The following is a 13,689-nucleotide window of genomic DNA, read 5'->3' as shown; positions in this document are numbered from 1 at the left end:
GACATATTACTTTTATAAATTCTAAACAAAACTTACATCAATCTTTCATATATAAATTTTATCTTAGAACCCAAGCAAATAACTAAGCCTAAACGGACTGTTTTGGTTAATTTAAAGGTATGGGATCTAATGAAAAAATTACTACTATCGACAGCTATTTTATCTTCTTTTGTATCAGCCCCTCTTTTAGCAGCAACGGTTTATGATCAAGATGACACTCAACTAAAAGTAGGTGGCAGAGCCGAAGCTCGTGCAAATATCTCTGATAATAATGAAACCGCAGCAGATAGTTCATTTGAAGACAAAAGTCGTGCTCGTATTAATTTAAAAGGGAAAACTAAAATCAACGATAGCTTAGGGGCATTTGGTACCTATGAAGTCGAGATTGGTAGTGGTAAAGACAATACTGTAAATACGCGTTACCTATTCGCAGGTTTAAGCACAAACGTTGGTAACTTCTCGTATGGCCAACAAGATTCTGCGCAAGTAATGCTGACCGATTACACCGATATTTTAGCTACATTCGGTGGTGATGCGGCTGACTTAACCACAGGCAACAAAGATAAACGTGAGAATAACTTTTTATACTCAGGTGAATTTGATGCACTCACTATTCAAGCAAACTACATTGCAAGTAACGAAAAGAAAAACGACAGCTTTGGTATTTCAGGTATGTATGCGTTACCAATGGGCTTAGATTTTGGTCTTGGTTACACCTCTGGAGAACAATCTCCAAATGGCATCACAACACTAGATGCAGATCAAATTAACTTAGCGGTTCGCTACACGCTTAATGCCTTTATGGTATCAGGCTTATTTACAACGGGAGAAGTCGATAAACTTGATGCTAGTGGATATGAATTAGCTGCCGCTTATAAACTTGACCAATGGGTGTTCCAAGGCGTTTATAACTTCCAAGAAATTGACAGCAATGACACCGTAAACAATGTTGCCATTGAAGCCATTTACAAATTAAACAAAAGCTTTCGTACCTATGCAGGGTACAAGTTTGAGCAGATTGATAATCTAGATGACCAACTTCAGTTTGGCCTACGTTACGATTTCTAATCCAGCTGAATACGCCCAAATTTTAGCGCTCTGGGTGGAGGGCTAAATACAAATCCGAAACCATTACTGCATGGTTTCGGATTTTCTTTTCTTAAAGAGACAGAGTACTTGGGTAAAGTACCAAGATCTGTTATAACGTACCCTTAAATCACTACTATATGGTTACTCATGAAATTACTTGTTCGCAATCTTCCTCGTACTATGTCTGAATTCCAACTGCGTGAAATGTTCCAAGCACACGGTTCATTCAAATACTGTAAGTTAGTAATCGACGAAATCACTGGTGAATCAAAGGGCTTTGGCTTTGTTGAAATGCTAGTAGAAGAAGAAGCGTTAGCCGCTATTGCAGCAGAAGACGGTAAAAAGTTTGGTAAAGACAAAATTCGCGTAAAAGCAGCAGAATAAGCCACTTACTTCTGTAAACCAAACGCATTCGAGTGATTCAAAAATCAGCGGTCTCAACCTATTTTTGAATCACTTATCTTTATGCGCGTCATTCTGCAATATCCCCCTATTTCATCCCTGCTAAATAGATATCATTATGCCTACGTCTGATCTGTGTTTTACCTCTTTTTCTCATCCAATTGACAACTACGCTTTGCCAGAGCGATTCACTTTTCCATTTTATTATGAACCGCATCCCTTATGTGAACTGGCTGCTAATCAGTTACAATGTCACTTAGAGAGCCAAACTGAATGGAAACATAACTTTGGCTTAGAGAATCAATTACCGGCCACAAACAACAGCGAAAAAGCCATTGGTAAGATGTTTGGCGTATTACTCGTTCAACATTCATCAGGCGAGATCGGGTTCTTATCTGCGTTTTCAGGAAAAGTGGCTGACAGCAATCACCTTCCCCACTTTGTTCCTCCTGTCTTTGATATGTTAGAAGAGGACGGATTCTTCAAAGCAGAGTTAGCAGAGATCACTGAGATAAATGCAACCATCAAACAACAGCAGATCAACCCATTACTTGCTGATTTAACCGCAGCAGTAAAAGCCGAGACTATCGCTTCACAAGAGCAATTAGAAGCCCAACGCCAAGTGATGATTGAAGGGCGAAAGTCACGTAAAGAGCAACGTGCAGAAGCAGAAATCAACGCTAAAGATAGCTCTCAAGAATCAATCGATGCGCTAGAGCAATTAAAGATACAATTGGGCAGAGAAAGTGTCCAAGAGAAAAATACGTTAAGAGATCTTAAGATCTTTTGGGATGATAAAGTTAGCCGTATTCAACAGCAGTTAGATGAAATCAATACCGAATTATCGCAATTAAAAACAGCGCGAAAAAATCTATCTAATGCATTGCAAAAAAAGCTATTTCAACAATATAAATTCTTAAATACCCATGGTGTAGAAAAAGATCTCAATGATATTTTCAAAGACACGCCAAACCATATTCCTCCAGCAGGCTCTGGTGAATGTGCCGCACCTAAATTATTACAATACGCCTTTGCTCATGGTTTAAAACCGTTAGCATTAGCTGAATTTTGGTGGGGAGTTGCTCCAAAATCTGAAATACGCCAACATAAAAAGTTCTATGCTTCTTGTCAAAGTAAATGCCAGCCAATTTTAGGCCATATGCTTGATGGCATTGAAATAGATGAAAACCCATTACTGATAAACCCAGCAGAAGGCAAAGACATTGAGATCGTTTATGAAGATGAGTTCATGCTTATCATCAATAAACCTGCTGATTTTTTATCCGTACCCGGTAAGAATATACAAGACTCAGTATATACACGCATTCAACAGCGCTACCCTAATGCAACCGGAGGATTGATCGTTCATCGCTTAGATATGGCGACCTCTGGATTAATGATATTAGGGCTAACCAAAAAAGCACATAAACGATTACAAAAGCAGTTTATCAATCGCACCATCGAAAAGCGTTACACCGCCTTAATTGAGGGTGTATTAGCACAAGATGAAGGCATGATCACACTGCCACTGCGTGGTGATTTATATGATCGTCCTCGTCAGTTGGTCTGCTTTGAACATGGAAAACCGGCAGAGACAACGTATCAAGTCATCGAGCGCATAAAAGATAAAACTAAAGTTTACCTGTACCCAAAAACAGGACGCACACATCAATTACGAGTTCACTGCGCCCATAATTTAGGCTTAAATATGCCGATTGTTGGTGATGATTTATATGGTAAAAAAGCGGATCGACTACACCTACACGCTGGCTATTTATCTCTGACCCATCCAATGACTAAAGAACCAATGGAATTTGATATTGAGGCGGAGTTTTAATATGCAACAACACAACATAGCATCTTCAAAATTTACACGATTTTCTGGTCAGATCGATACTATTGCCCTGCCTGATCGTTTTACCTTTCCTTATTTCTACGTTCCACATCCATTGGCGTCACTTGCAATGGAAGAGCTGCAGCACTATTTAGATAATCAGAAAACATGGCAGCATGACTTTAGCACTCAAGGTAAAATGTTTGCCGTTCTTGTCGTCAAAAATCAACAAGGCGAGCTTGGTTATCTCTCCTCTTTTGCTGGCACGCTTTTAGACAGTGAAGGGAGCCTCAGTCAAGCGCCTGATTTTTTTGTTAATGCCATTTTTAATAACCAAGCACGCGATAATCTATTTTCTAATCAAGAAGACGAATTCAAAACCCTTGAAGCAGAGGTTATCCGATTAGAAAACGCGCCTGATTTTGTCGCATTAAAAGAGAGCCTAGCCGCAAGTACAGCTCAATCAGAACAAGAAGTTTCAGCGTTTCAGCAAGAAGTGGCAACAGCAAAAAAAGAACGAAAGCTGCGTCGTTCTCATGCTGAATCAGACTCTGAATCACCACTATCTCCAGATGAATTAAGCGCCTTAATTAGTGAGCTTGGAAATCAAAGCAGTCGTGAAAAACGAGATTTAAAGCAGTTAAAACAGCAATGGCAGCAGACTATTACTGAGTTAACCACGCAGCACAATGAATACCTTGAAGCGCTTAACTTAGTTAAACACCAGCATGATAAATTACAACAAAAAGTAAAAAATGATGCATTAAAAGCGACTCTATTTCTTAATCAATCTGGTGTATCAAAGAGTCTGTTTGAGCTATTTGAACAAAATAATTCAACTAAACATACTCAAGAACCAATCCCTTATTCAAGTGAGCAAAACTTACCTAAGCTACTGCAAGCGGCTTTTACATTAGGCTATACACCAATAACATTAGGTGAATTTTGGTGGGGTTCAGCACCGTATGAGCAAGTTCGCCAACATAAAAACCGCTATCCAGTATGTCAAAGTAAATGTTTTGAAATCATCGAACACATGCTTGATGGTATTGATGTTGATGATAGCCCATTAGAACAAACTCCTTCTTATGGAAAAGAGTTAGAGATCGTTTATGAAGATGATGTCATGGTCGTTGTTAATAAGCCTGTTGAGTTTTTATCGGTTCCCGGTAAGTTTATTACTGATTCTGTCTATACTCGAATTCAAGCGCGCTACCCTACCGCAACCGGGCCTTTAATTGTTCATCGCTTAGATATGTCGACCTCTGGCTTACTCGTATTAACGTTAACGCCAGAAACCAATAAACAGGTACAAAAGCAGTTTATTGAGCGCACAGTAGAAAAACGCTATACCGCTCTACTTGAAGGTAATATCAGCAATGATAGTGGTTTAATTACGCTACCATTACGCGGGGATCTGGAAGATAGACCTCGTCAAATGGTTTGCCATAGTGACGGTAGAAGTGCAGAAACATCTTACCAAGTTATTGAGCGTGAAAATAATCGCACTAAAGTTCACCTATACCCTAAAACGGGACGCACTCACCAACTGCGAGTACATTGTTCACATCAAGCAGGATTAAACACCCCGATTGTGGGCGATGATATATATGGCTTTAAAGCGGATAGACTGCATTTACACGCAGGATATTTAAAGTTGCGTCACCCTATCACTGGTAATGAGATAGAATTTGAAGTCGAAGCTGAATTTTAATCGCCTTCTAAATAGCTCCAACTAGTAAACTGGCACTGAGTCGTGCCAGTTTTTTATCTTATTCATCAAGTAAAGATTGCTTTTTTTTGTAAAAGAGTTACTTTTCGTCATCTTATAAATCACTCGGTCACATTGCCCGATTATAAAAAGCCCTTAATCAAGCACTTTTCTCTACCCAATTTATCGCTCAATGCTATGAGCTCTCGCTTGTCTATCTGTTTTATAATGAATGATTAACTATGTTTAAGTACGCACCTCGAATTGACTACCCACTACTGATTGCGATTTCATTACTCATTTTACTTGGCTCACTCACAGTCTGGAGTGCCAGTGGTTTTAGTGAACCCATGTTAGAGCGACACCTTATTCGTGCTTTTATTGCTATTGGCTGTATTGTAGTGATGTCTGCTATTTCACCACGAACCTATGAGCGAATAACCCCTTATTTATTTGGTTTAGCCGTTATTCTATTGCTTGGCGTTATCGTTGCGGGTGACAGTACTAATGGCTCTCAACGCTGGTTGGCTATTGGGCCGATTCGATTCCAACCTTCAGAACTGGTTAAAGTTGCCATCCCTCTAATGGTTGCATGGATACTGGTCGCAGAAGCAGGCCGTCCTGATATGAAAAAAATCATCATCTGCTTACTTGTCACCGCCATTCCTGCCGGTTTGATATTTATCCAACCTGATCTTGATGGTGCCATATTTACGATTATTTATGCTCTGTTTGTCCTCTATTTTGCAGGGATGAGCTGGAAGATTATTGGCTCTTTTCTTGGAGGGATTGCCGTTATCGTTCCAATGCTATGGATCTTTGTGATGGCCGCTTATCAAAAAAAGCGTGTGACTCAGTTTCTTGATCCCGAGTCAGATCCCCTTGGCGCTGGATACCAAATTATTCAATCATTAATAGCGGTTGGTTCCGGTGGAATGCGTGGTAAAGGCTGGACGAACGCAACACAAGGACAGTTAGGGTTTATTCCTGAAAGTCATACTGACTTTATTTTTTCAACTTATGCTGAAGAATGGGGCTTTTTAGGTTGTCTAATCTTACTTGGATTATATCTGTTTATTACAGGTCGAGTAATTTGGCTTGCTTACCAATGTGAATCTTCATTTAATCGCTTAGTCAGTACTACGTTTGCTCTTAGTTTCTTTCTGTATGCTTTTATCAATATAGGAATGGTAACAGGGCTATTACCAGTAATGGGCAGTCCATTACCCTTTTTTAGTTATGGTGGTACAGCCATGATTACCCAAGGGATCTGTTTTGGTATCATTATGTCCCTTTGTCTAAATAAAGCATATAAACCTTAATAATCAGTAAATTACAAAGTATACAGCAGGGGTATTGAGATTGTATTTGTTATGCCTCATTTCTAATATGAACTTTTTATGACAGTGAATATTTATAGTGACATTTTTAATAACTTAGCATAATCTCGATCTTCCTAACAATGCTCATCTTAGTAAGATATCAAAGACTTACTTGGATTAGCATCATACCTATTGGTTTGATAATTTTAACTTCGAGCTTTTATGACAAATACTCTATCTATCGGTGCTTTAGAATCGTTTCTAATTGCTATTGCCGTGCTGTTTCTTGGTCATTTCATTAACTCAAAAATTGACCTTTTTAAACGATATAATATCCCCGAGCCTATTGTTGGTGGATTAATTGTGGCTTTTGCCATTACACTTTTACACTTTCAAGGCATCAGTCTTGAGTTTTCACTGCCTTTACAAAATACATTCATGCTAATGTTTTTTAGTACGGTTGGCCTTGCCGCTAATTACACACAATTACTAAAAGGCGGTACCAAAGTATTCCTTTTCTTAGCCGTTGCTTCGTTCTATATCATCATCCAGAACGCGGTCGGTGTTGGACTTGCTAGCGCAATGGGATTAGATCCGTTAATGGGATTAATTGCCGGTTCAATTACCTTGTCTGGTGGTCACGGAACAGGAGCAGCTTGGTCGCAAACCTTTGCTGAGAACTACCAAATCAACACTCTTGAGTTGGCAATGGCTTCTGCTACTTTTGGCTTAATCATGGGTGGCATTATTGGTAGCCCTATTGCACAGCGGTTAATTAAAAAACATAACCTTGAATCTGAATATGGTGTTGGGGTTAATACTCACGAGCGATTCCCCGAGCTTGTCACTTATAATGAGCATGAAGAAGATAAAGTCACGGCTAAAAAAGTGATCGAAATGCTGTTTATCTTGCTTATTTGTGTGGTTGGCTCTAAATATTTAAGTCAATTTGTAAACAGTTTCGGTGTTGCTTGGCTAAAAATCCCTGATTTTGTTTATGCCCTATTTGTCGGTGTATTCATTACTAATATTTGTGAAATCACAAAAGTACGTAAGATCGATACTGAAACTGTCGACATTTTAGGAACGGTTTCTCTTTCACTATTTTTAGCCATGGCATTAATGAGCTTAAAACTTTGGAATATCTTTGACTTAGCCATACCCTTCTTAATTATCTTAACCGTTCAAACTATTGTTCTGGGGTTATTCTCATACTTTGTGACTTTCCGAGCAATGGGATCTAACTATGATGCTGCAGTAATGGTAGGTGGTCATTGTGGCTTTGGATTAGGGGCTACGCCGACAGCAGTAATGAATATGGGCTCTCTCGTTTCTCGTTTTGGACCTTCTCCACAAGCATTTATGGTGGTGCCAATTGTTGGTGCATTCTTTATCGATATAACCAACCTCATTATTCTTCAGGCTTATATTAGTTTTATTGGTTAGATCAACGTATCTAACTGATTTAACGGTTAAAATAGAAAAAGATCGAGTGACAAATATTCGGTCTTTTTTTTATCTGCAATTCAATTATGAACTTTTTATGACAGTGTATATTTTTAGTGACTTTATCAATAAGTTAACTTAATCTCGAAGTACCTACCTAATTAGTTTACGACTTATTTTTCGTCTGGAGAATGGCGATGTTTGACTCATTTGTTTCGATTTTAACGGCTCTTTGGCAACAAGATTTCACCGTACTACAAAATCCAGCAAGTATGACGATGATTTACTTTTGTTTGATTTTATTTATTTGGTTAGAAAGTGCTTTCATTCCTGCGGCTCCCCTTCCTTGTGACAGTGTTGTTATCCTTGCGGGTTCACTAGCGGCGGCAAATGTCATTAGCTATCCTGTGATTGTCGCTGGATTAATTATGGCGGCAGCTATTGGTAGTCAGCTTGCATTTATTCAAGGCCGTTGGCTGCATAAATTTCCAATGATTCAAAAATGGATCAATGCGGTTCCTGCTCATCGCTTACAAACCGTAGATTCTTTATTAGCTAAACACGGGCTGATTGCTTTATTTGTGGCTCGTTTTATTCCTGTTGTACGCCCTCTTCTGCCGTTAATGATGGGATTAAGAATGCAGAAAGCATCTCGCTTCCATTATTTCGCATGGATGAGTGCCGTTATTTGGATTTTGTTGTTAACTGGTTTTGGTTACTCTCTTTCATTTTTACCAGAAAAATTGTCTAAGTACATAACGATGGCCTTAATGGCAGCTCCTGTAATTACTTTAGCAATTGCAGTAGGTAGCTTTGTTAGCGGTTACTGTGTCAAAAGATATCGACGCAAACGCATTATTTAAATTGTTTCCACTTAGAAAAAACACAGATCGACAGATACAAAAAAGCCCTTAACTTATTATTAGCTAAGGGCTTTTTATCAGATTTCAATAACTACTTTACGTATATTACACGTCGTAAGTTGTTGATGCTGTATTACCGCCTGTACCAGTCCAGTTTGTGTGGAAGAATTCACCACGTGGACGGTCAGTACGCTCATAAGTGTGAGCACCAAAGTAATCACGTTGAGCTTGTAAAAGGTTCGCAGGAAGACGCGCTGTTGTGTAGCCATCTAGGAACGTAAGTGCAGAAGTCATACATGGCATTGGGATGCCAGATTCCATAGACTTAGCTGCTACTTTACGCCATGCACCCATACAGTTGTCTAGGATGCCTTTAAAGTAAGCATCTGAACCTAAGAATGCGATCTCTGGGTTTGCTTCATAAGCATCACGAATGTTACCTAGGAATGCAGAACGGATGATACAACCACCACGCCACATTAGAGCTACGTTACCGTAGTTAAGATCCCAACCATTTTCGTTCGACGCTTCGCGCATTAGCATGAAACCTTGAGCGTAAGAGATGATCTTAGATGCTAGTAGTGCTTGACGAACTGCATCAACCCACTCTTGCTTATCGCCTTCAATTGGAGCGATGGTCTTACCGAATAATACTTCAGCTTCAACACGTTGATCTTTAAGAGCAGATAGGCAACGAGAGAATACAGATTCAGTGATTAGCGTTAGTGGGATACCCATATCTAGCGCGTTGATACCAGTCCACTTACCAGTACCTTTTTGGCCTGCTGTGTCTAGGATCTTTTCAACTAGAGCTTCACCATCTTCATCTTTGTAACCAAGGATGTCAGCGGTGATTTCTACTAGGTAGCTGTCTAGCTCAGTTTTATTCCAATCTGCAAATACAGCCTGCATTTCGTCAGAATTCATACCAAGACCATCTTTCATGAACTGGTATGCTTCAGTGATAAGCTGCATGTCACCGTATTCGATGCCATTGTGAACCATCTTAACGAAGTGACCAGCACCGTCGTTACCAACCCAATCACAACAAGGCTCACCTGCATCAGTTTTCGCAGAGATACCTTGGAAGATAGGCTTAACCGCTTCCCAAGCTTCTGGAGAACCACCAGGCATGATAGAAGGACCGAAACGAGCACCTTCTTCACCACCAGAAACACCCGTACCGATAAAGTGAATGCCTTTCTCACGAAGAGCAGCTACACGACGGTTAGTATCTGGGAAGTTAGTGTTACCACCATCAATGATGATGTCACCTTTGTCTAGAAGTGGTACAAGCTTGTCGATGAACGTATCAACAACATCACCAGCACGTACCATTAGCATTACTTTACGTGGCGCTTCTAGTTTCTCAACTAGCTCTTCTAGAGAGTAAGCACCAACAATGTTAGTTCCTTTAGCTGGACCTTCTAGAAACTCGTCTACTTTTGCAGCAGTACGGTTATGAGCGACAACTTTAAAGCCGTGGTCGTTCATGTTTAAGATAAGGTTTTGACCCATTACTGCTAGGCCGATTACACCGATATCACCTTTCATTATTTTCTCTCCTTGCGGCTATTCACGATTATGCGATAGCGCTTGCTGCATTTGAATCGAGGAACCACTCTGTTTCACCAGTTGTAGACTGGATTTTTGCTGCCGGATAAGGCAACTCTGAAGCAGGTGTCGTATGAATTTCTTTAACGATCTCAACTTTGCCAGAACCTAGTACTAGGTAGCTGATTCGCTTTGCGGCTTCTAAAACTTTTGCCGTTTTAGAAACACGGATTTGACCAGACTCAGGATGAGAAGCCAGTACAGACAAGTTCTCATCTTGGTAATTAGTCACACCAGGGAACAATGAAGCAGTGTGGCCATCAGCGCCAACACCTAATAAAATCCAATCAAAAACTGGCGTGCCATTTTCAGATGGGATCACGTCTGCCATTTCTTTAGCAAAACGTTCCGCTTCTACCGCTGGTTCATCTTCACCACGAATACGGTGAATATTTTCTGCTGGTAAATTTACTTTAGTGAAAAGTAATGTATTAGCTTCACCAAAATTACTCTCAGCATCATCAGGGGCAACACAACGCTCATCACCCCACCAAAAGTGTAGGTTATTCCATTGAATGCCTTCTGCATATGGTGCTTGTGCTAACAATTTGAACAGCATTTTAGGCGTACTTCCGCCAGAAAGTGAAATATGAACAGCTTTACCCTGCTCACTATACGCTTTCATTTCATTTGCTAAATTTTCAACAACTAGCTCAGGTGTAGCAAAAATTTTGTGATTGATCATAATTCGCAGTAATCCGTATCTGTTAAATTTTTGCATGGGAAACGCCATGCACGATCATCTCTTTGTAAAAGCTCATCCGCTTCTTGTGGTCCCCAAGTACCACAGGCATATCCAAACAAAGATTGAGGATCTTGTTTAAAATCTAAAATCGGTTGAACATATTTCCAACACGCTTCCACTGCATCAGTACGAGCAAATAACGTTGCGTCACCATTCAGTGCATCTAGCAATAGACGTTCATACGCAGTAAGCATTTGAGTTTCTTGCAAGTCAGCATATGAGAAGTTCATCTTAACTTCTTTTGCCTTAAAACCAGCGCCAGGCTCTTTTAAGCCAAAGCTCATCTGAATACCTTCATCTGGTTGAATACGGATAATCAACTTATTCTCAGGCGCATTCTGACCAAAGACTGGATGTGGGGTTTGTTTAAAGTGAATAACAATCTCTGTTACTCGGGTCGGTAAACGCTTACCAGTACGAACATAGAAAGGAACACCATTCCAACGCCAGTTATTGATATAAGCTTTTAAACCGATGTAAGTTTCTGTTCGAGAATCATCGGCAACACCATGTTCTTCACGATAACCCGCTAACTGTTGGCCACGTACATCAGATGCAGTGTATTGACCTAACACAAGGTTTTTACGCAAATCATCTTCTTCAAGCGGTTTAAGACATTGAAGAACTTTAACCACTTCATCACGAATCGAATCGGCGTTAATTTGAGCCGGTGGTTCCATGCCTACCATTGCTAATACTTGTAGTAAATGGTTCTGGAACATATCACGAACGGCCCCAGAGCCATCATAATAGCCACCACGTTCTTCAACACCAAGGAATTCTGCACCAGTGATTTCAACATAATCAATAAAATTACGGTTCCATAACGGTTCAAACATCGCATTTGAAAAACGAAGAACAAGTAGGTTTTGAACGGTTTCTTTACCTAGGTAATGGTCAATGCGGTAAATTTGATGTTCTTGGAAATGGTTATGAATTTCTTTATCAAGGCTTTGTGCTGATTCAAGATCATATCCGAATGGTTTTTCAATAATCAGACGCTTCCAGCCATTAGATTCATCGTTAAGACCATGAGTCGCTAAGCAAGCTGGAATAACACCGTAAAGGCTTGGCGGAGTTGCTAGATAGAAAAGCGTATTCTGTTGCTCAAGTTGGTATTTGTCAGCCAATAAGTCTAACTTAACAGCCAGTTTACTGTAATCATCAACATCTGAGGTATTTACCGCTTGATAATGTAAATGCTCACAAAATGCAATAAGCGTTTCTGGATCTGTTTTTTCCATCTCTTGCAGTGATTTTTTCATCTTTTCACGATACGACTCATCGTCATATTGAGAGCGGCTCACGCCTAAGATTGAAAAAGATTCTGAAAGTTGATTACTCGCGTACAGATGATACAAAGCAGGAATAAGCTTGCGGAAAGTAAGATCTCCCGAAGCTCCAAAAATTACGATGGTATTGTTGTCCGAAATTGTCATTATTTCTCTATCCGATACACAGTAAAGTATGCGCGTATAATAGAGAAAATCTTTTCGAATTTCTAATCAATTTTAATTATTATATCAATAGGTAAAACCTAACAATAGAGTAACCACACAAAGTAAAAGGGTATAAACCTCCTAATTTATATAATCTATCGGTTTTTTATTCTAAATTAAAAATAAATCTCTACTGGCATCCCTTCTACCCATTCGCTCTCTAGTAGCCCACCCAAAAAGGTAATTTTCACCTTTAGTAATGCTTTCGCCCCTTCAAAAGGTTTGGCTAATTGTGCAGGTAACTTAGACGTTAACCCTATTGATTGCGCTACCCTTGCTTTCACTTTCTGTCCACTAGGAAGCACAACACTCACTAAGGTTCCTAATTTAGCTTTGTCTATATGCTTAGGCTCTAAATAACTGATCACAAATGGGGCGACATCAGGAGAAATCGTTACAAGCGGGTCTCCGATACTCACTCGCTGCCCTTCAAGTGCATTAATATCAATAACGAGCCCCATGTAAGGAGCCTTAATTGCTAATGCTTCTAATTGGTTCATTTTTGTTGTTAGACTTTGGTTTAACGTTCTTGTGACTTGAGCAATACCACCAGCTAGCTCTCTTTGTTTTTGAGCAATTTGGGCTTGATTTAAAGCAATGTAAGCACTTGTTAATGAGCTCTGTGAGGTATTATAAATCCCAATAATAGCCGCATAGTCTACTTGTGACACCTTTCCTTCCTGAGCATATTGGTCATAGTTCAATTTAATTTTAGTGACTTTTCGTAAGTTATGCTTAGCTGCCGTAATTGCTGCGTAGTAAGGTGATAAATCCTCTTCATCCTTTCCTTCTTTCGCCTCATTTAAACGTAATAATTCCTCTTTAACAAAAGCAACTTCTTTCTCTAAAACGGGAGCTTTAAGTTGTATAAGCAATTGCTCCTCAAGTACAAATTCATTTTCATCTACGGCTATCTTTTTAACTATTCCATTTTGAGACGCAGTAATGACTACTGGACCCGTAGTTATCACTCCAGGAGCAGTAATGAATAGATATTGTTTAGCATAAGTGTAAATTATAAGAAAAATAGGGCTTAATATAATCGCTAAAATCAAATACCAGCGAAAGCGATACCCCCCTCGCTTAGCGGTACCATATACTACCTTCATACCATGTTCAGTCGTCGGTTTTTGGCTTTTCTCTAAGTGAAATTTAACTTTCATA

Annotated in this window: 11 protein-coding genes; 7 read left to right on the top strand and 4 right to left on the bottom strand. The window is 39.6% G+C overall.

Translation table 11 applies throughout. The features are described from left to right. Positions 1–129: 129 nt before the first annotated feature. The 7 genes from ED622_RS08900 (at position 130) to ED622_RS08870 (ending at position 8,667) form a co-directional block, all read left to right on the top strand. Positions 130–1,068 carry a porin gene (locus tag ED622_RS08900; protein ID WP_122033543.1) on the top strand — a complete coding sequence of 313 codons (939 nt, stop codon included), beginning with the start codon at positions 130–132 and terminating at the stop codon, positions 1,066–1,068. 168 nt (positions 1,069–1,236) lie between these two features. Next, complete coding sequence (locus tag ED622_RS08895) at positions 1,237–1,473, top strand: RNA-binding protein (protein ID WP_122033542.1); 237 nt, start codon at positions 1,237–1,239, stop codon at positions 1,471–1,473. Between the two features lie 136 nt (positions 1,474–1,609). Beyond that, positions 1,610–3,328: an RluA family pseudouridine synthase gene (locus ED622_RS08890; protein ID WP_122033541.1), complete on the top strand. Its 1,719-nt coding sequence runs from the start codon at positions 1,610–1,612 to the stop codon at positions 3,326–3,328. 1 nt (position 3,329) lies between these two features. After that, complete coding sequence (locus ED622_RS08885; RefSeq protein WP_122033540.1) at positions 3,330–5,039, top strand: RluA family pseudouridine synthase; 1,710 nt, start codon at positions 3,330–3,332, stop codon at positions 5,037–5,039. A gap of 239 nt (positions 5,040–5,278) precedes the next feature. Beyond that, positions 5,279–6,358 (top strand): rod shape-determining protein RodA, encoded by a 1,080-nt coding sequence (gene rodA, locus ED622_RS08880; protein ID WP_122033539.1) that lies wholly within the window; start codon positions 5,279–5,281, stop codon positions 6,356–6,358. Between the two features lie 222 nt (positions 6,359–6,580). After that, the gene (gene gltS / locus ED622_RS08875; RefSeq protein ID WP_122033538.1) at positions 6,581–7,804 is read left to right on the top strand and encodes a sodium/glutamate symporter; all 1,224 of its coding nucleotides are present in this window, start codon (positions 6,581–6,583) and stop codon (positions 7,802–7,804) included. 197 nt (positions 7,805–8,001) lie between these two features. Then, the gene (locus ED622_RS08870; protein ID WP_122033537.1) at positions 8,002–8,667 is read left to right on the top strand and encodes a DedA family protein; all 666 of its coding nucleotides are present in this window, start codon (positions 8,002–8,004) and stop codon (positions 8,665–8,667) included. A 105-nt stretch (positions 8,668–8,772) separates the two neighbouring features. Here the strand turns inward: ED622_RS08870 and gnd are convergent, their stop codons facing one another. From gnd to ED622_RS08850, 4 genes are all read right to left on the bottom strand, one after another. Further along, positions 8,773–10,221, bottom strand: a complete 1,449-nt coding sequence (gene gnd, locus ED622_RS08865) for a decarboxylating NADP(+)-dependent phosphogluconate dehydrogenase (protein WP_122033536.1) — start codon at positions 10,219–10,221, stop codon at positions 8,773–8,775. A gap of 28 nt (positions 10,222–10,249) precedes the next feature. Next, on the bottom strand, positions 10,250–10,966 hold the full coding sequence (pgl, locus tag ED622_RS08860; RefSeq protein ID WP_045103843.1) for a 6-phosphogluconolactonase: 717 nt from the start codon (positions 10,964–10,966) through the stop codon (positions 10,250–10,252). Next, positions 10,963–12,465: a glucose-6-phosphate dehydrogenase gene (zwf, locus tag ED622_RS08855; RefSeq protein ID WP_122033535.1), complete on the bottom strand. Its 1,503-nt coding sequence runs from the start codon at positions 12,463–12,465 to the stop codon at positions 10,963–10,965. The genes pgl and zwf overlap by 4 nt, the downstream gene beginning before the upstream one ends. Positions 12,466–12,641: 176 nt before the next feature. Continuing rightward, entirely contained in the window at positions 12,642–13,688 is a 1,047-nt protein-coding gene (locus ED622_RS08850) for an HlyD family secretion protein (RefSeq protein ID WP_122033534.1), read from the bottom strand. Position 13,689: the final 1 nt, after the last annotated feature.

Source organism: Aliivibrio sp. EL58, assembly GCF_900312675.1.
GTDB lineage: Bacteria > Pseudomonadota > Gammaproteobacteria > Enterobacterales > Vibrionaceae > Aliivibrio.
This window is presented reverse-complemented; position numbering and strand designations above follow the sequence as displayed.

Excerpts from the sequence above, each read along its gene's own strand:
- ED622_RS08900 (WP_122033543.1), top strand. The coding sequence starts at position 130 with ATGAAAAAATTACTACTATCGACAGCTATTTTATCTTCTTTTGTATCA.
- ED622_RS08895 (WP_122033542.1), top strand. The coding sequence starts at position 1,237 with ATGAAATTACTTGTTCGCAATCTTCCTCGTACTATGTCTGAATTCCAA.
- ED622_RS08890 (WP_122033541.1), top strand. The coding sequence starts at position 1,610 with ATGCCTACGTCTGATCTGTGTTTTACCTCTTTTTCTCATCCAATTGAC.
- ED622_RS08885 (WP_122033540.1), top strand. The coding sequence starts at position 3,330 with ATGCAACAACACAACATAGCATCTTCAAAATTTACACGATTTTCTGGT.
- rodA (WP_122033539.1), top strand. The coding sequence starts at position 5,279 with ATGTTTAAGTACGCACCTCGAATTGACTACCCACTACTGATTGCGATT.
- gltS (WP_122033538.1), top strand. The coding sequence starts at position 6,581 with ATGACAAATACTCTATCTATCGGTGCTTTAGAATCGTTTCTAATTGCT.
- ED622_RS08870 (WP_122033537.1), top strand. The coding sequence starts at position 8,002 with ATGTTTGACTCATTTGTTTCGATTTTAACGGCTCTTTGGCAACAAGAT.
- gnd (WP_122033536.1), bottom strand. The coding sequence starts at position 10,221 with ATGAAAGGTGATATCGGTGTAATCGGCCTAGCAGTAATGGGTCAAAAC.
- pgl (WP_045103843.1), bottom strand. The coding sequence starts at position 10,966 with ATGATCAATCACAAAATTTTTGCTACACCTGAGCTAGTTGTTGAAAAT.
- zwf (WP_122033535.1), bottom strand. The coding sequence starts at position 12,465 with ATGACAATTTCGGACAACAATACCATCGTAATTTTTGGAGCTTCGGGA.
- ED622_RS08850 (WP_122033534.1), bottom strand. The coding sequence starts at position 13,688 with ATGAAAGTTAAATTTCACTTAGAGAAAAGCCAAAAACCGACGACTGAA.